Origin of the sequence: Pseudomonas taiwanensis (assembly GCF_013393345.1) — a bacterium.
GTDB lineage: Bacteria > Pseudomonadota > Gammaproteobacteria > Pseudomonadales > Pseudomonadaceae > Metapseudomonas > Metapseudomonas resinovorans_C.
The window spans coordinates 18,544-35,740 of record NZ_QJRF01000069.1 but is presented as its reverse complement, the minus strand read 5'-3'; the positions used below and the strand labels follow the sequence as shown (position 1 = coordinate 35,740).

The 17,197-nt window shown below is 64.3% G+C and carries 13 protein-coding genes; 8 read left to right on the top strand and 5 right to left on the bottom strand.

Features of this window, described 5'->3' with window-relative positions; genetic code table 11:
- Positions 1–192 precede the first annotated feature (192 nt).
- The 3 genes from DM872_RS20875 to DM872_RS20865 all read left to right on the top strand — a co-directional run bounded on the left by DM872_RS20875 (position 193) and on the right by DM872_RS20865 (position 4,726).
- Positions 193–1,737 (top strand): phosphoenolpyruvate carboxykinase, encoded by a 1,545-nt coding sequence (locus tag DM872_RS20875; RefSeq protein ID WP_179061251.1) that lies wholly within the window; start codon positions 193–195, stop codon positions 1,735–1,737.
- Between the two features lie 208 nt (positions 1,738–1,945).
- On the top strand, positions 1,946–3,886 hold the full coding sequence (locus tag DM872_RS20870) for a RecQ family ATP-dependent DNA helicase (protein ID WP_179061250.1): 1,941 nt from the start codon (positions 1,946–1,948) through the stop codon (positions 3,884–3,886).
- Positions 3,887–4,123: 237 nt separating this feature from the next.
- Complete coding sequence (locus DM872_RS20865) at positions 4,124–4,726, top strand: nitroreductase family protein (RefSeq protein WP_179061249.1); 603 nt, start codon at positions 4,124–4,126, stop codon at positions 4,724–4,726.
- 130 nt (positions 4,727–4,856) lie between these two features.
- Here DM872_RS20865 and DM872_RS20860 read toward each other — a convergent pair whose 3' ends face one another.
- Entirely contained in the window at positions 4,857–5,756 is a 900-nt protein-coding gene (locus DM872_RS20860) for a LysR family transcriptional regulator (protein ID WP_179061573.1), read from the bottom strand.
- A gap of 206 nt (positions 5,757–5,962) precedes the next feature.
- On the opposite strand from DM872_RS20860, the gene DM872_RS20855 reads away from it, so the two are divergent.
- The 5 genes from DM872_RS20855 (at position 5,963) to sstT (ending at position 12,426) form a co-directional block, all read left to right on the top strand.
- Entirely contained in the window at positions 5,963–7,207 is a 1,245-nt protein-coding gene (locus tag DM872_RS20855; RefSeq protein ID WP_373273733.1) for a 3-hydroxyacyl-CoA dehydrogenase, read from the top strand.
- A gap of 1 nt (position 7,208) precedes the next feature.
- Positions 7,209–8,999 carry an acyl-CoA dehydrogenase C-terminal domain-containing protein gene (locus tag DM872_RS20850; RefSeq protein ID WP_179061247.1) on the top strand — a complete coding sequence of 597 codons (1,791 nt, stop codon included), beginning with the start codon at positions 7,209–7,211 and terminating at the stop codon, positions 8,997–8,999.
- 74 nt (positions 9,000–9,073) lie between these two features.
- On the top strand, positions 9,074–10,237 hold the full coding sequence (locus DM872_RS20845) for an iron-containing alcohol dehydrogenase (protein WP_179061246.1): 1,164 nt from the start codon (positions 9,074–9,076) through the stop codon (positions 10,235–10,237).
- 96 nt (positions 10,238–10,333) lie between these two features.
- Positions 10,334–10,771: an acyl-CoA thioesterase gene (locus DM872_RS20840; protein ID WP_179061245.1), complete on the top strand. Its 438-nt coding sequence runs from the start codon at positions 10,334–10,336 to the stop codon at positions 10,769–10,771.
- 407 nt (positions 10,772–11,178) lie between these two features.
- Positions 11,179–12,426: a serine/threonine transporter SstT gene (gene sstT / locus DM872_RS20835; protein ID WP_179061244.1), complete on the top strand. Its 1,248-nt coding sequence runs from the start codon at positions 11,179–11,181 to the stop codon at positions 12,424–12,426.
- 57 nt (positions 12,427–12,483) lie between these two features.
- Here the strand turns inward: sstT and DM872_RS20830 are convergent, their stop codons facing one another.
- The 4 genes from DM872_RS20830 to fdhD form a co-directional block, all read right to left on the bottom strand.
- Entirely contained in the window at positions 12,484–12,885 is a 402-nt protein-coding gene (locus tag DM872_RS20830) for a glycine zipper domain-containing protein (protein WP_179061243.1), read from the bottom strand.
- Between the two features lie 164 nt (positions 12,886–13,049).
- A complete protein-coding gene (locus tag DM872_RS20825) occupies positions 13,050–13,541 on the bottom strand; it encodes a hypothetical protein (RefSeq protein WP_179061242.1) in 492 nt (163 codons plus the stop codon).
- A 404-nt stretch (positions 13,542–13,945) separates the two neighbouring features.
- Positions 13,946–16,267 carry an FdhF/YdeP family oxidoreductase gene (locus DM872_RS20820; protein WP_179061241.1) on the bottom strand — a complete coding sequence of 774 codons (2,322 nt, stop codon included), beginning with the start codon at positions 16,265–16,267 and terminating at the stop codon, positions 13,946–13,948.
- Entirely contained in the window at positions 16,264–17,109 is an 846-nt protein-coding gene (gene fdhD / locus DM872_RS20815; protein WP_179061240.1) for a formate dehydrogenase accessory sulfurtransferase FdhD, read from the bottom strand. Before fdhD ends, DM872_RS20820 begins: the two co-directional genes overlap by 4 nt.
- Positions 17,110–17,197 lie beyond the last annotated feature (88 nt).

The window sequence follows — 17,197 nt, the reverse complement described above, 5'->3', positions numbered from 1 at the left end:
ATGTAGTGTGCCCGCAAGGTCGCTGAGTGACCGGGGTGCGATTATCGGTCATGAATATGCCTCCCTGACAGGAGGTTTCTACCCAAAGCGGGCTTTTCTGGCATAATCGCGCGCACTTTTTTCGCTGTAGGGGGTCGCAGTACCCACTACAAAACGTTTGGAGGACTCGGCTTCTAGCCGACGGGGAACCACATGACGCAAGCCAATAACGCCGTGTACACCGATATCAGCGCCGCGCAACTGGTCGAAGAGGCCATCCGCCGTGGTGAGGGTGAACTGGCCGCCAACGGTTCGTTGGTAGTGAAAACCGGTCATCGCACCGGTCGTTCTCCGGCAGATCGTTTCATCGTTCAAGAGCCGAGCACCGACGCCAAAATCGCCTGGGGCAACATCAACCGTGCCTTCCCGGCGGACAAATTCGATGCGCTGTGGGCTCGCGTTGAAGCTTATGTGACCGAACGCGAGCGTTTCGTCTCCCACGTGCACGTTGGCGCCGATCCCGAGCACTACCTGGCCGTCAAGATGACCACCGAGACCGCCTGGCACAACCTGTTCGGCCGTTGCCTGTTCATCAACCCGGAACAGTACAACCCGCAGTCCCGCCAGGAGTGGCAGATCCTCAACGCCCCGAACTTCGTCTGCGAGCCGGAGCGTGACGGCACCAACTCCGATGGTTGCGTGATCCTCAACTTCGCCGCCAAGAAAGTGCTGATCGCCGGCATGCGCTACGCCGGTGAAATGAAGAAGGCCATGTTCTCCGTGCAGAACTTCCTGCTGCCGGAAAAAGACGTGCTGCCGATGCACTGCGCCGCCAACGTTGGCGAAGAAGGCGACACCACCCTGTTCTTCGGCCTGTCCGGCACCGGCAAGACCACCCTGTCCGCTGACGAAAGCCGTTACCTGATCGGTGACGACGAGCACGGCTGGGGCGTGGGCACCGTCTTCAACATCGAAGGCGGCTGCTACGCCAAGTGCATCGACCTGTCCGAGAAGAACGAGCCGGTAATCTGGAAAGCCATCCAATTCGGTGCCGTGCTGGAAAACGTGGTCCTGAACCCGGAAACCCGCCTGCCCGACTACAGCGATGACAGCCTGACCCAGAACACCCGTGCCGCCTACCCGCTGCACCTGGTCGAGAAGCGCGTCGAGGCCAACCGTGCCGGCGAGCCGAACGCAGTGATCTTCCTGACCTGCGACCTGACCGGCGTGCTGCCGCCCGTTTCCATCCTGAACAACGAGCAAGCTGCCTACCACTTCCTGTCCGGCTACACCGCGCTGGTCGGTTCCACCGAAATGGGTTCCGGCGGCGGCATCAAGTCCACCTTCTCCACCTGCTTCGGCGCACCGTTCTTCCCGCGTCCGGCTGGCGAGTACGCTGAGCTGCTGATCAAGCGCATCCAGGGCTTCGGCTCCAAGGTGTACCTGGTCAACACCGGCTGGACCGGTGGTGGCTACGGCGTTGGCAAGCGCTTCAACATCCCGACCACCCGTGGCGTGATCGCTGCCATCCAGAGCGGTGCCCTGATCGGTGCCGAGACCGAGCACCTGGACACCATCAACCTGGACGTGCCGAAAGCCGTACCGGGCGTCGAAACCAACCTGCTCAACCCGCGCAACACCTGGGCTGACAAGGCTGCCTACGACGAAGCCGCCAAGGCCCTGGCCAAGCAGTTCGTCGAGAACTTCAAGAAGTTCGACGTCTCCGACGCCATCAAGAACGCCGGCCCGCAGCTCTAAGCCGCACCGCGTCCTTGTCGAAGAAGCCGCCTCCGGGCGGCTTTTTCATTGTTGGCGAGCCCGGTCCCTCTCGTAGGATGGGTAGAGCGGAGCGAAACCCATCAAAGCGGATCGATGGGGCTCAAAGGCGAAACGTCGTACCCGGATTCAGGACCCTGTCAGGTCCATCGCGGTCCATGATCAATGCCCCATCAAAGGAGTGATCCCCATGCCCGCAACCAGCCTCACCAAGGTCTTCGGTTACGACCATTTCCGTCCCGGCCAGGAAGCCGCCATCTCCGCCGTGCTGGCGGGCCGTTCGGCCGCCGCCATCTTCCCCACCGGTTCCGGCAAGTCGCTGTGCTACCAGCTGCCGGCGTTGCATCTGCCACACCTGACCCTGGTGGTATCGCCATTGTTGGCCCTGATGCAGGATCAGCTGGCCTTCCTGCACCGCCACGGCATCGCCGCTGCCAGCATCGACTCGGCACAGAGCCGCGAGGAGGCCGCCGAGGTCATGGCGCGGGCCCGCTCCGGCGAACTGAAGATCCTGATGATTTCCGTGGAGCGGCTGAAGAACGAGCGATTCCGTGGCTTTATCCAGCAGGTACCGATTTCCCTGCTGGTGGTGGACGAGGCCCACTGTATTTCCGAGTGGGGGCACAACTTCCGCCCCGACTACCTCAAGCTGCCCGAGTACCAGCGCCAGTTCGGCATCCCCCATGTGTTGCTGCTGACCGCCACGGCGACGCCGGCGGTGATCGCCGATATGCAGCGCAAGTTCGCCATCGCCGATGCCGATGTCATCACCACCGGCTTCTACCGCCCCAACCTCAACCTGCTGGTGGAACCGGTGGCCGGCGAGCGCAAGCTGGAACGACTGGTGGATTGGCTGGGGCAGCGCAGCGGGCAGCCGGCCATCGTCTACGTGACCTTGCAGAAGACCGCCGAAGAAGTCGCAGCGCGCCTGAGCCAACGGGGCGTTGCGGCCAACGCCTACCACGCCGGCATGCCCCATGAGGAGCGCGAGGCACTGCAGCGCCGGTTCATGGCCGGGCAGGTCAACGTGATGGTTGCGACCATCGCCTTCGGCATGGGCATCGACAAGAGCGACATTCGCCAGGTAGTGCACTACGACCTACCCAAGTCAGTGGAGAACTACAGCCAGGAAATCGGCCGGGCGGGGCGCGACGGCAAGCCATCGGACTGCCTGGTACTGGCCAACCGCGACAGCCTCAACGTGCTGGAGAACTTCGTCTATGGCGATACGCCGGAACTCGCCGGCATCCGCCAGGTACTGGCGGAACTCAAGGCGGCGGGGCAGGGTGGCGATCGCTGGGAGCTGATGCTCGGCGCGCTCTCCGACCAGAGCAACATTCGCCAGTTGCCGCTCAAGACCTTGCTGGTGCAGCTGGAGCTGCGCGGCATCATCGCACCGCTTTACGCCTACTTCGCCGAGTACCGTTTCAAGCACCTGCTGGAGCCCGAAGCCCTGGTGGCGCAGTTCGAAGGCGAGCGTCGCCAGTTCGTCGAGGCGCTGCTGCGTACCTCCACCCGCGCACGTACCTGGTGCACCGTTGATTTCGACCGCCTGTACCGCGAATACAGCGCTGAACGCAGCCGCGTGGTGAAGGCCCTGGACTACTTCCAGGAGCGCGGCTGGATCGAGCTGGAAAGCAAGCAGATGACTGAGGTCTACGCCGTGGACAATCGCGACTTCGAGCCGGAGGCGTTGGCTACCGAGCTGCATGACTACTTCCGCCAGCAGGAGCGCAGCGAGATCGCCCGCATCCAGGCGATGCTGGCCTTGTTCGCCAGCGAGACCTGCCTCAGCGCGCGGCTGGCCCACTACTTTGGTGACCACGACGTACCGGAGCGTTGCGGCCATTGTTCGGTCTGCCAGGGACGTGTGGCGCAGCTGCCGGCGCCGGCTGCGCTGCCGCCATTGGCGGATCGCAACTTCAGCGCCCTGTGTGGCGGCTTCATCCAGCGCTTCGAAGAACTGAAGGGCGAGCGGCCCGGCGCCGAATGCCTCACGCGCATGCTCTGCGGCATCACTGCGCCGCTCTTCACGCGGCTCAAGGCTCGCAACCTGCCGGGTTTCGCTGCGCTGGAAGCCTATCCCTACGCCGAGGTGCGCGACTGGGTAAGCCAACAGCCGGGCCTGTAGGGACGAGTTCATTGCAGGAACCTCGTAGGAGCTAGCTTGCTAGCGAAAAGGGGGCCCCGCTGGCAAGCCAGCTCCTACATGCAGACACAGCGAATTCATGTAAAGCCCGCTCCCAACAGGAGGGTCGGGCCAGACCGATTTTTTGATCGATACCATCGTTAATCAGTGTTGGAAGCAGGCCTTCCGGCTGCTTAGGATGGCGCCACTTTCAATCTCGCCTCTCACAAGGATTCCTACATGCACATTGACGACGCCATCCGCAGCCGCCGTGCCATCAAGGCCTACGACACCGGCCACAGCATCAGCCGCGAAGAGAAGGACGAGCTGCTGCAACTGGCGCTGCTCGCGCCCACTGCCTTCAACCTGCAGCACGTGCGCCTGGTGGAAGTCAGCGATCCGGCACTGCGCCAGCGCATTCGCGATGTGGCCTGGGACCAGTCCCAGGTCACCGAAGCCTCGATGCTGGTGATCGTCTGCGCCCGCCTCGATGCCTGGGAGAAGGACGCCGCCCGTGTCTGGGAGGAAGCTCCGCAGCCGGTGCAGGACTTCATGGCTGGCGCCATCGACAACTACTACCGTGGCAAGCCCCGGGTGCAGCGCGATGAAGTGATGCGCAGCTGCGGCCTGGTCGCCCAGACCCTGATGCTCGCTGCCCGCGGCAAGGGTCTGGATACCTGCCCCATGGACGGCTTCGATTTCGACGCCGTGGCCGACCTGATCCGGCTGCCGGAGAACCATGCCATTGGCCTGATGGTCGCCGTCGGCAAGCAAGCGGTCGCGGCCAGGCCGCGTATCGGCAAACTGGCCTTCGACGAAGCGGTGATCCGCAACCAGTTCTGACGACCCCCGCTGTATGTGGGAGCGATTTCAATCGCGAATGAATTCGCTCCCACAGGCTCCTCCGTAGGATGGGTAGAGCGGAGCGATACCCATCATCCCGGTGGACTGAAGCCCACTCTACTCACCCACCTCATATCCGGCCGATACCCATCAGCCGCTCGATCAGCCATTGCAACGCTTCGTCTCCCGCGCGTTGGGCCACGCTCACCAGGTCGAGATGGAAGGGCCCGACCGCGAAGGGCAGGGGATGTACCTGCAAGGGCAGCAGACGGGCGAAGTGCTGGGCCAGCCGCGCCGGCAGCACCACGGTGAGGTCGGTACTGGCGACGATATGCGCCGCCTGCAAATAGTTGGGTGTGGTGTAGACGATGTCCCGTGCCAGCCCTTGCTCGCCCAGCCATTGATCGACCATGCCTTTGGTCTGGCCACCGTGCACCCAGAGGTGACGTAGCCTGAGAAAACCGGACAGGTCGGGTGCTTCCTGCATTTGCGGATGGTCGCGGCGGGCCACCAGGCGCAGCGTTTCGCTCATCCAGCGGCGGCTGGCGAAGCGCGCGGGAATGCTTTCGAAGCGGCCCAGCACCAGATCCAGTTCGCCCTGGTCCAGCGCGGCGGCGGGCAGGCTCGGGGACAGGTGGCGGATGGCGATCTTCAACCCCGGCGCCTCCTCTGCCAGCTGCTGCAACAGGCGCGGCATGCAGATCAGTTCCACGTAGTCGGTCACGGCGATGGTGAAGCGCTGGCGGCTACGTGCCGGATCGAAGCCTTCTCCGACGACCAGGCTCTGCTCGATCTGCTTGAGCGCGGCACGGATCGGCGTCTCCAGTGCCAGCGCCCTTGGCGTCGGCTGCATCGCCCGGCCCACGCGCACCAGCAAGGGGTCGCCAAGCAACTCGCGCAGCCGGTTGAGTGCGTTGCTCACTGCCGGCTGGCTGAGGGAAAGACGTTCCGCCGCGCGCGAGACGTTGCGTTCGCGCAGCAGGGCGTCCAGCACTCGCAGAAGGTTGAGGTCGAAGTTGGAGATATTCACCAGGGGAATGCCATCTATCACAAGACTAAATTTCAAAAATAGTACCGGCTTCCTTAAGGTGATTGGCGTTTTCGTGATCACGCGGCGGTCGATTGGCCGAGGTTCGTAGGAGCGAGCTTGCTCGCGAACCACGCAGCACATTCGCCAGCAAGCTGGCTCCTACAAGGGACGCCGCGTCCGTAATCGCCCTACTAGAACAAGAGGACATCTCAGTGACCCCTAGCGTATCCACCATCCAGCGGGCCGCCGTGATCGGCGCCGGCACCATGGGCCGTGGCATCGTCATGAGCCTGGCCAGCGCCGGCCTCGACGTCCTCTGGCTGGACAACAATCCGCAGATGCTCGAACAGGCCCAGGGCGTGGTGGCCGATACCTACGCCCACCATGTGCGCCAAGGCCGTATCAGCGAGGCTCAGGCCGCCGAGCGCGTCGCGCGCATCCAGCCTGTGGGGGGCTACGCGGACCTGGCCGATGTCGACCTCGTGATCGAAGCGGTCTTCGAGAACCTCGAGCTCAAGCAATCCATCTTTCGCGAGCTGGACGCCCGGCTGACGCCGTCGGCGATCCTCGCCAGCAACACCTCGGCCCTGGATATCGATGCCATTGCCGCGGTCACCGGGCGCCCGGAGCAGGTCCTGGGCCTGCACTTCTTCAGCCCGGCGCACATCATGAAACTGCTGGAAATCGTTCGCGGCGCCCGCACTGCCCCCGCCGTGCTGGGCGCCGCTGTTGCATTGGGCCAGCGCATGGGCAAGGTCAGCGTGGTCGCCGGCAACTGCAAGGGCTTTATCGGTAACCGCATGCTCCATACCTACGTGCGCGAGGCGCGGATGATGCTGCTGGAAGGCGCCTATCCGCATCAGGTGGACAGCGCGCTGCAAGGCTTTGGTTTCGCCATGGGTCCCTTCCGCATGTACGACGTGGTCGGCATCGACCTGGAATGGCGCGCCCGCGAGCTGGCCGGCAAGGGCCAGGACGACCCGGCGGTGCAGGTGGACAATCGCCTCTGCGGCCTTGGCCGCTTCGGCCAGAAGTCGCGCATGGGCTACTACCGCTACGCCGAAGGCAGCCGCCAGGCCGAGCCCGACCCGGAAGTGGACGCGCTGGTGCTGCAGGTGTCCGAACAGCTCGGCTTCGAGCGCCGCGACATCTGCCCGGAAGAAATCCTCGAGCGTTGCCTGCTGGCACTGGTCAACGAAGGGGCGAAGATCCTCGAAGAGGGCATCGCCGCCTCCAGCGCCGATATCGACACCGTTTACCTCAACGGCTACGGCTTCCCGGCGGACAAGGGTGGGCCGATGGCCTGGGCCGACAGCCAGGGGCTGGCGGCCATCCGCGAGCGCCTGCACGCGCTGGCCGAACGCTTTGGCGCCCATTGGCAACCGGCCGCGCTGATCCGTCGCCTGGCCGAGTCCGATCGCCACTTCGCCGATTTCCAACAGGAGGCCTGACATGGCTTACAAGGCACCCCTGCGCGACATGCGCTTCGTACTCCATGAGCTCTTCGACGTCGCCGGCCACTGCGAGCTGCTGGCCAACGGTCTCGACCGCGAACTGATCGACGGTGTGTTGGAAGAGGGCGCGCGCTATGCGGGCGAAGTGGTGTCGCCACTGAACCGCAACAGCGACGAAGAAGGCGTGACCCTGGAGCAGGGCGCGGTGACGACGCCCAAGGGTTTCCGCGAGGCCTATCGACAGTACTGCGACAACGGCTGGGCCAGCATGACCGGGCCGCAGGAGTTCGGCGGCCAGGGCTTCCCGCAGATGGTCGCCTGCAATTTCCACGAGATGCTGATGGGCGCCAGCCTGTCGTTCCGCGTGTACTCGGGCCTCACCGAAGGCGCCGTGCTGGCGCTGTACAAGCACGGCAGCGATGCGCTCAAGCAGGCTTACCTGGAGAAACTCGTGAGCGGCCAATGGGCCGGCACCATGTGCCTCACCGAGCCCCAGGCCGGCACCGACCTGGCGCTGCTGCGCACGCGCGCCGTGCCCCAGGCCGACGGCAGCTACAAGGTCAGTGGCAGCAAGATCTTCATCAGCGGTGGCGAGCAGGACCTCTCCGAGAACATCGTCCACCTGGTGCTGGCGCGCTTGCCGGATGCCCCGGCCGGAGTAAAGGGCATCAGCCTGCTGCTGGTCCCCAAGTTCATCGCCAATCCCGATGGAACCCCGGGAACGAAGAACGCCGTTTCCTGCGGTGCCATCGAACACAAGATGGGGATCAAGGGCGCCGCCACCTGCGTGATTAACTTCGACGACGCCACCGGTTGGCTGATCGGCGAAGCCAACCAGGGCCTGGCGTGCATGTTCACCATGATGAACGACGCGCGCTTCCAGGTCGGCCTGCAAGGGCTCGGTATCGGCGAGCAGGCGTTCCAGGGCGCGCTGGCCTATGCCCGCGAACGCCTGCAATCCCGTGCCCTCAGCGGCCCGGCGGCACCGGATAAACCAGCTGACCCGATCATCCACCACCCCGATGTGCGGCGCATGCTGCTGACCCAGAAGACACTGGTGGAAGGCAGCCGCATGCTGGCCGTGTATTGCGCCCGCCAGCTGGACCTGGAACACGGCCACCCGGATGCAACGCAACGCAAGGCCGCTGGCCGCCGTGCGGCGCTGCTGATTCCCATCGTCAAGGCCTTCTTCACCGATATGGGTCAGGAAGTGGCCAGCCTGGGCGTGCAGGTCTACGGCGGTCACGGCTTCATCCGTGAGTGGGGTATGGAGCAACTGATGCGCGACAGCCGCATCACCCAACTCTACGAAGGCACCAATGGCATCCAGGCGCTGGACTTGATCCGCCGCAAGCTGATGGGCGACGGCGGCGCCGAACTGGCCGCCTTGCAGGACGAGTTCGCCGCCCTGGCCGATGCCCAGCTGGAACGTGCAGAAGTGGCCGAACTGGCGGGCGCCGTGCTGGCACGCCTGCAGGAATGGCGTGGCTTGAGCTCGACCCTGCTGGATCGGGTGCGGGAGAACCCGGAAGAAATCGGTGCCGCCTCGGTGGACTTCCTCCAGTACTCGGCCTATGTGCTATTGGCGGGCTTCTGGTTGCAAGCCGCGGCGCGCGCCCAGGACGCCCTGGAGTCGGGCACCTTGGAGGCGGACTTCTACCAGGCCAAGTTGCACAGCGCGCGCTTCTACGTGCGTCGCGTGCTGCCGCGTGCCAGCAGTCATCGTGAAGCCCTGTTGGGCGGCGCGGACTGTCTGATGGCGCTGTCCGAGGAGCATTTCGCGTTCTGACGGCGTGAGCCGGCGTGAACCGGCGTGCCGCGTGCTCGCGGTACGCCTCGACAACAACAAGGGAGGACGCCCGGATGCAGCCCTTCAGCTTCGCCACCACCGCGCAGATTCTTTGCGAATCCGGCTCGGCCGCACGCCTTGCTGACCTTTGTCGCGAGCGTGACGCCCAACGCGTCCTGCTGGTGACCGATCCCGGCATTACCCGGCTCGGCTTGCTGGACGATATCCTTCTCGGCTTTGCCCTCGCGGGACTCAGCGTTGCGGTCTACGACCAGGTCCAGGCCGATCCGCCCGAGGCGGTGGTGCTGGAGGCCGTGGAGCTGGCGAAAGTCCTCGGCGCCCAACTGGTGGTGGGTTTCGGCGGTGGCAGTTCGATGGACGTGGCCAAGCTGGTGGCGCTGCTGGCGCACCCCGACTGCCAGCAAGGGCTGGCGGACATCTACGGCGTGGGCAACGCGCGAGGCCGGCGTCTGCCGCTGCTGCAGGTGCCGACCACCGCCGGCACCGGTTCCGAGGTGACGCCCATTGCCATCGTCACCACCGGCGAGACCACCAAGATGGGTGTCGTCTCGCCGCTGCTGCTACCTGACCTCGCCCTGCTGGACGCCGACCTGACCCTCGGCCTGCCGGCAGCGGTCACGGCGGCCACCGGGATCGACGCCATGGTCCATGCCATCGAGTCCTACACCAGCAAGCTGAAGAAGAATCCGCTGTCCGACCTGCTGGGTCGCGAGGCCTTGCGCCTCCTGGCCGGCAACCTCGACGCGGTGGTCCAGGACGGCCGCAACCGCGAAGCGCGCCAGGCAATGCTGCTGGGTGCCTGCCTCGCCGGCCAGGCGTTCGCCAACGCTCCGGTAGCGGCCGTGCATGCGCTGGCCTATCCGCTGGGCGGGCACTTCCACATTCCCCATGGCCTGTCCAACGCCCTGGTGCTGCCCCACGTGCTCCGATTCAACGCCGAAGTGGCTGCGCCGCTCTACGCGGAGCTGGCGCCGCTGGTGCTCGGTAGCAAACTCAAGCCGGGCAGCGAGGCGGAACTCACCCAGCAGTTGATCGGCGAGCTCGCCGCCTTCAGCGAGCGCAGTGGATTGCCCACGCGCTTGCGTGATGCCGGTGTGCCCGAGGCGATGCTGCTGCGTCTGGCCAGTGATGCCATGTTGCAGCAGCGCCTGCTGGTGAATAATCCGCGCGAGGTCAGCGAAGCGCAGGCCCTGGCTATCTACCAAGCCGCCTTCTGACCCCCCCCTTGTAGGAGCCAGCTTGCTGGCGAAGGCAACGGTTCGCGAGCAAGCTCGCTCCTACATGAGTCGATCCAACCGAACCCAGGGAACCCCATGAGCCAACCCGAGCACCTGCGCGGCGACTACCGCCACTTCCAGCCCATCACCACGCGCTGGCACGACAACGACATCTACGGTCATGTGAACAACGTGGTCTATTACGGCTTTTTCGACAGTGCCGTGAACACCTACCTGATCGAACAGGGTGGGCTGGATATCCATGAAGGCGGCGTGGTGGGCTTCGTGGTGAGTTCGTCCTGCGATTACTTCGCCTCCATCGCCTTCCCCGACCGCATCGAGGTCGGGCTGCGGGTGGGCAAGCTGGGCAACAGTTCGGTGCAGTACGAACTGGCGATCTTCAAGCAGGGCGAGAGCGAGGCCTGTGCGGCCGGACGCTTCGTGCATGTCTTCGTCGAGCGCGAAAGCAACCGGCCAGTGCCAATTCCCGAGACGCTGCGTGCGGCATTGGCGGAGTTGGTGGTCGCAACCTGACTGACTGCTTTTCCTGTGGGGGCGAATTCATTCGCTATGCAGACCGTAGGTTTGCCCGACGAAGCCTAGGGGGCGGCTACGCCGCCCTTAGCGAATGAATTCGCCCCCACAAGTGCAGCTTCCCGCCGTCCTCAGCCTGTGGGCAACTTTCATCCATTCGGCCCGATATGGCTGAAATAGCGACATCCAGAGTCCCGACCGTCCGCGCGATCTATCCATTGCTGGCGTGAATCCGCACAATGCGCGCCAAACCCGAAACGTCCCGACCGGCTGCGAGGTGAACACCACGCGGCAGGGTTCTTTCTTTTTTGCTTGATCTGCAGCATGGAGGACGGGACGTCATCGGAGTCCAATTGCCATTCCCGGGCTGGCTTGTCGTGTGGCCCGAACGTTCTGCGGTACCTGCCATGACTCATGCAAACGGCTCCATCCTGCAACGCTTGAAACGCACCAGCCTGGTGACCCGGATCATCGTCGGCCTGATCGCCGGCATCGCCCTCGCCTTGACCGCACCCCAGTACGCCAGCGCCGTTGGCCTGCTCGGCAAGCTCTTCGTCATGGCCCTGAAGGCCGTGGCGCCTGTGCTGGTGTTCATCCTGGTGATCGCTGCTATCGCCAACCACAAGCCGGGCGAGCGCACGCACATTCGCCCGATCCTCGTGCTTTACCTGATCGGCACGTTCTCCGCCGCCGTGGTGGCCGTGATGGCTTCCAGCGTCTTCCCCTCGACCATCACCCTGAGCACTGGTGCCGCTGACCTGGCGCCGCCCGGCAACATCTCCGAAGTGTTGCTGAGCCTGCTGGGCAGTGCCGTGGCCAACCCGGTGACGGCGCTGATGGAGGCCAACTTCATCGGCATCCTGGTCTGGGCCGTGGGCCTGGGCATTGCCATCCGCCAGGGCAGTGAAACCACCCGGAATGTGTTCAGCGACCTGTCCCATGGCGTGTCGCTGATTGTCCGCGTGGTGATCAGCTTCGCCCCACTGGGCATCTTCGGCCTGGTGGCTTCGACCCTCGCCGAGAACGGCATTGGCGTGCTGGCCGACTACGCCCACCTGCTGGCGGTGTTGCTGGGCTGCATGCTGTTCGTGGCCTTCGTCGTGAATCCGCTGATCGTGTTCTCGAAGATTCGCCGCAACCCCTATCCGCTGGTGCTGACCTGCCTGCGTGAAAGCGGCATCACGGCCTTCTTCACCCGCAGCTCGGCGGCCAACATCCCGGTCAACCTGCAACTGGCGGAGAAGCTTGGCCTGCACGAAGACACCTACTCGGTCTCCATCCCGCTGGGCGCCACCATCAACATGGCCGGTGCCGCCATCACCATCACCGTGCTGACCCTGGCAGCGGTGACGACCCTGGGCATTGTCGTCGACATCCCCACCGCGATCCTGCTCAGCGTCGTGGCCTCCATCTGCGCCTGTGGCGCTTCCGGCGTGGCGGGTGGCTCGCTGCTGCTGATCCCGCTGGCCTGCAGCCTGTTCGGCATCCCCAGCGAAGTGGCAATGCAGGTCGTGGCCGTGGGCTTCATCATCGGCATCCTCCAGGACGCCGCCGAGACCGCGCTGAATTCGTCGACCGACGTTCTCTTCACCGCAGCCGCCTGCATGGCCAGCGGCGACGTGGATGAGGCGCGCGCCGAACAGCAGATCGGCTGATTTCGCCCAGCAACAAAAAAGCCCGGCAAATGCCGGGCTTTTTCATGGGTGCATCAATCAGTGGCGATGCTTGCGGTGCTTGTGGTTGTGACCGTCGTGATCGTCCTTGGTCAGTTCGGTGGCGATGGCGCCACCCGCTGCGCCACCCAGGCCAGCGCCGATGGCGGAACCTGTGGAGCCGCCCAGTGCGCGACCGGCTACCGAGCCGCCCGCTGCACCCAGGCCACCGCCGATGGCGGCTTCGGTCTTGCGGCCGCTCTTGGCGGTCATGGCGCCACCTGCTGCACCACCCAGGCCGGCACCGATAGCGGCGCCAGTGCTGCCGCCGACAGCGTTGCCAACAACGTTGCCCAGGACGCCACCGAGGCCGCCACCGATGGCGTTGTTGGTGGTTTCACCGGCTACTACGGCCTGAGTGGCCAGCAGGCTGAGGGCGAGGGCGGTTACTGCTTTACGCATGTTGCTAAGTCTCCATTTCAAAAAGGTGAGCCATGGTCCCGCCGCTTGGCCGGTACTCATGACAGAAGTCGAATTTTGGAATCGGGAGGGGTGGCTGTCGCTCGACCAGACCTCAGGTCTTGAAAAAGCCCGCTTCAAGCGGGCTTTTTTGTTAGCGGGGTCGATCAGTCGTCCCAATCACCGTGGTGCTTGTGCTTGTGCTTGCGATGGCCCCAGGCGTGTCCACGACCGGGGTGGTCGCGGTAGGCACGACGATAGTGGCGATGGTCATCATCGTAGTCGTCATCGTCGTAGCGGTTACGGTCACCGAATTCGTTGCCGAGGGCACCGCCGGCGCCGCCGCCGAGGGCCGCGCCGATCAGACCACCGGTGGTGCCGCCCATCTGCCGACCAACGACTTGACCGCCAGCCGCGCCCAGGCCACCGCCGATGGCGGCTTCGGTGCGGTTGCGTTTCGGGGCTGCTACTGCGCCACCGGCTGCACCACCCACGCCGGCACCAATGGCCGCGCCGGTGCTGCCGCCTACGGCATTGCCGACCACAGAACCCAGGACCCCGCCCAGCGCACCGCCAATACCGGCATCGGTATTGCCGCCTGCGAAGACGCTGCCGCTGGCGAGGCCAAGGGACAGAAGGAGGATCGAGGTGTACTTCATGATGAGGGTCGCCTCATTGGTTTTGGTGAGGCGATATTTACTGTGGGAATTTACTTACGCAAGTAGTGGGCGACGAAAAGTATCAACTTTTCTTATTTTTTTAATTATCTGATTTTGCGACAGAACTTTTTTCGATTCGGGTTGTCAGAGACCTATTCCCATCCGCTTGTTTCGTGCCTTTCAGGCTCTTCTGGATGCTGGCAAAGTGCCCATTCACATAAAGTTCCGTCGAGACTTTATATAGGCATTTATTCCGTATTTCAAATTGTTTCTTGTTATTCAAGTTCGAGAAGCAAACTTACCCTACTTAAGTTTCAAGTTGATATTTACCGCAATCCGGCACCCCGGATTGCGGTGAATTCTTGCGCGCGCACTGGCGCCATTCGGTAGGAGCAGCCGCAGTCTCAGAGGATGCGGCTGTTGTCGCGGGAGGCTTCGAGGCGGATGGCCACGAACTTGGAGGTGGGGGTGTAGCTGCCGTCGCCGTAACTTTCCAGCGGTACCAATGGGTTGGTTTCCGGGTAGTAGGCGGCAGCCTGTCCGGCCGGGATGTCGAAGGCCAGCAGGCTGAAGTCGGATACGCGGCGTTCCACACCGTCGTCCCAGAGCGTGACCATGTCCACCTTCTGCCCAGGCTCAAAGCCCAGCCGGCGAATGTCGGCCTCGTTGGCGAAGACCACATCGCGCTGGCCGCGCACGCCACGATAGCGGTCGTCCAGGCCGTAGATGGTGGTGTTGTACTGGTCGTGGGAGCGCAGGGTCTGGAGGATCAGGTGCGGCGTTTTGCCGGTGCTGCGAACCTTCTCGTGGAGCAGGTCGGCCGGTAGCGGATTCGACTGGAAGTTGGCGCGGCCGGTCTGCGTCGTCCAGCGCCGGGCATTGGCGCTGTTGCCCAGGTAGAAACCACCGGGATTCTGCACGCGGCGGTTGAAGTCCTCGAAGCCGGGAATGGTCTCGGCGATCAGATCCCTGATGCGGTCGTAGTTGGCGATCAGGGCGTCCCAATCCACCGGATGGTCGCCCAAGGTGGCCTTGGCGATGCCGGCAATGATGGCCGGCTCGGAACGCATTTCGCGGGAAGAGGGCTCCAGCTGGCCGTAGGACGCATGGATCATGCTGAAGGAATCTTCCACCGTCACGGCCTGCGGGACGTCCAGCTGGCGGTCGATATCGGTACGGCCGAGGCAGGGCAGGATCAGCGCTTCCTGGCCAATGGTCAGGTGGCTGCGGTTGAGCTTGGTGCTGATCTGCACGGTCAGTTCGCAGTTCTGCAGCGCGGCATGGGTGCGGGAGCTGTCCGGCGTCGCCTGGGCGAAGTTGCCGCCGAGGCCGATGAAGACCTTCCCATGACCCTCGAGCATGGCGTTGATCGCTTCCACGGTGTTGTGGCCGTTGTCCCGGGGGACCTGGAAGCCGAAGCGTTTTTCCAGTGCGTCGAGCAGCGCCGCGGGCGGCCGGTCATTGATGCCCATGGTGCGATCGCCCTGCACGTTGCTGTGGCCGCGAACCGGGCACAGGCCCGCGCCGGGACGGCCGACGTTACCGCGCAGGAGTTGCAGGTTGACGAGTTCCTGGATGGTCGGCACCGAATGGCGGTGCTGGGTGATGCCCATCGCCCAGCAGACGATCACATTGCGGGAATTGCGGTAGATGCGCGCGGAGATTTCGATCTCTTCCAGCGTCAGGCCCGATTGCGCTTCGATCTGCGCCCAGGGCGTGGCATCCACTTCCGCCAAATAGGCGTCGACGCCGAGGGTGTGTTCGGCGATGAAGGCGTGGTCGAACACTGGCGCTTCGCCGTTCGCCTGGGCTTCGCGCTCCCACTGCAGGAGGAACTTGGCGATGCCGCGAATGGCCGCCATGTCGCCGCCCAGCGCAGGGCGGAAGAACGCGGTGTTGAGCGGCCGAGAGCCGTTGCTGAGCATCTCCAGGGCATGTTGCGGGTGCTGGAATCGCTCCAGGCCGCGCTCCTTGAGCGGATTGAAGCAGACCACCTGCGCGCCCCTTTGCACGGCTTCGCGAAGCGGCTCAAGCATGCGCGGATGGTTGGTGCCCGGGTTCTGGCCGAACACGAAGATGGCGTCGGCATGTTCGAAGTCGTGGAAGGTCACGCTGCCCTTGCCGACCCCGACGCTCTGGATCAGCGCAACGCCGCTGGCCTCGTGACACATGTTCGAGCAGTCGGGGAAGTTGTTGGTGCCGAAGGCGCGGACGAAGAGTTGATACAGATAGGCCGCTTCGTTGCTGGCGCGGCCGGAGGTGTAGAACTCCGCCTGGTGCGGGCTTTCCAGGTTGCGCAGATGGCGTGCCACCAAGGCGAAGGCATGGTCCCAGCTGACCGGCACGTAATGGTCGGTCTGGCGGTCGTAGCGCATCGGCTGGGTCAGGCGACCCTGGTATTCGAGCCAATAGTCGCTCTGGTCGCGCAGCTGGCTGACGCTGTAGCGGGCGAAGAAGGCGGCATCCACCCGGCGCTTGGTGGCTTCCCAGTTGACTGCCTTGGCGCCGTTCTCGCAGAACTTGACGCGGCCGTCCTCGGGGGAATCGCCCCAGGCGCATCCGGGGCAGTCGAAGCCGCCGTTCTGGTTGGTCTTGAGCAGGGCGCGGAGATTCTTGAACGGCTGTTTGCTGTCCAGCCAGAAGCGGGTGACGCTTTTCAGCGCCCCCCAACCAGCCGCGGCGCCTTTGTAGGGCTTGTAGCGGGGGTTTACGGGTTGCAGGCTCATTCGATGTCGGCTTTCGATTGCGGCGCCGGGCTGTAGACCCGTGGTGCGCTGTGATGGGGCAGGTGGATGAGGTTGAGGTGATGCCGGCGTGCCCATTCCACCGTCAGGGTGGTGGGGGCGGAGAGGCTGACCAAGGTGGACAGGCCCGCGCGCACGGCCTTGTGGATAAGTTCCAGGCTGCAGCGGCTGGTGACCACGGCAAAACCGCAGCGAGGGTCCAGCCCCTGGCGCAGCAGCGCGCCGATCAGTTTGTCGAGGGCGTTGTGGCGGCCGATGTCTTCGCGGCAGAGGCGCACCTCACCATCGCCATCGACGAACAGCGCGGCGTGCAGTGCACCGCTGCGTCGGGCCAGTTCCTGCGCGGCGTTGATACGCTGGCGCAGGTCGATGAAGTGCTCTGCAGGCGGCAAGGGAGCCGGCGTCAGGGAGCGCAGTTCCGGCAGCGCCTGTTCCAGCGCTTCTACGCCGCAGAGTCCGCAGCCGGTGGTGCCGGCCAGATTGCGGCGCTGTTCCTTGAGCGACCAGAAGGCGCGATTGCCGATATCCACTTCCGCGTGCAAGGCGATGCCCTCGCCTTCGAGCTGGATGTCATAGATATCGTCGATTGACTGGACTACGGCGCTGCTCAGGCTGAAACCCGCGACGAAGTCTTCCAGGGCACTGGGGGAAACCATCATCACGGCATAACTGATGCCGTTGTAGGAAATCGCCAGGGCGCACTCTTCGGCCAGGGCGGCATCTTCCACGCGCGCTTCACCATCCAGCTCGGCATATTGGTAGCCGGTTGGTTCGGGCGGGTTATCCACAGCGGTGAGATGGCGCTTGGCGTCTGGGTTCGGCATGGTTCTGCCCCCTGCGACGGATTGACTCAGCCATCCTAGGCCCGCCTGGTACGGGCGTCTAATCGCTATTCCCGATTCATTGATCGAG

Bases quoted from the DNA above. Each gene is read 5' to 3' on its own strand.
- DM872_RS20875 (WP_179061251.1), top strand. From the start codon at position 193: ATGACGCAAGCCAATAACGCCGTGTACACCGATATCAGCGCCGCGCAA.
- DM872_RS20870 (WP_179061250.1), top strand. From the start codon at position 1,946: ATGCCCGCAACCAGCCTCACCAAGGTCTTCGGTTACGACCATTTCCGT.
- DM872_RS20865 (WP_179061249.1), top strand. From the start codon at position 4,124: ATGCACATTGACGACGCCATCCGCAGCCGCCGTGCCATCAAGGCCTAC.
- DM872_RS20850 (WP_179061247.1), top strand. From the start codon at position 7,209: ATGGCTTACAAGGCACCCCTGCGCGACATGCGCTTCGTACTCCATGAG.
- DM872_RS20845 (WP_179061246.1), top strand. From the start codon at position 9,074: ATGCAGCCCTTCAGCTTCGCCACCACCGCGCAGATTCTTTGCGAATCC.
- DM872_RS20840 (WP_179061245.1), top strand. From the start codon at position 10,334: ATGAGCCAACCCGAGCACCTGCGCGGCGACTACCGCCACTTCCAGCCC.
- sstT (WP_179061244.1), top strand. From the start codon at position 11,179: ATGACTCATGCAAACGGCTCCATCCTGCAACGCTTGAAACGCACCAGC.
- DM872_RS20830 (WP_179061243.1), bottom strand. From the start codon at position 12,885: ATGCGTAAAGCAGTAACCGCCCTCGCCCTCAGCCTGCTGGCCACTCAG.
- DM872_RS20825 (WP_179061242.1), bottom strand. From the start codon at position 13,541: ATGAAGTACACCTCGATCCTCCTTCTGTCCCTTGGCCTCGCCAGCGGC.
- DM872_RS20820 (WP_179061241.1), bottom strand. From the start codon at position 16,267: ATGAGCCTGCAACCCGTAAACCCCCGCTACAAGCCCTACAAAGGCGCC.
- fdhD (WP_179061240.1), bottom strand. From the start codon at position 17,109: ATGCCGAACCCAGACGCCAAGCGCCATCTCACCGCTGTGGATAACCCG.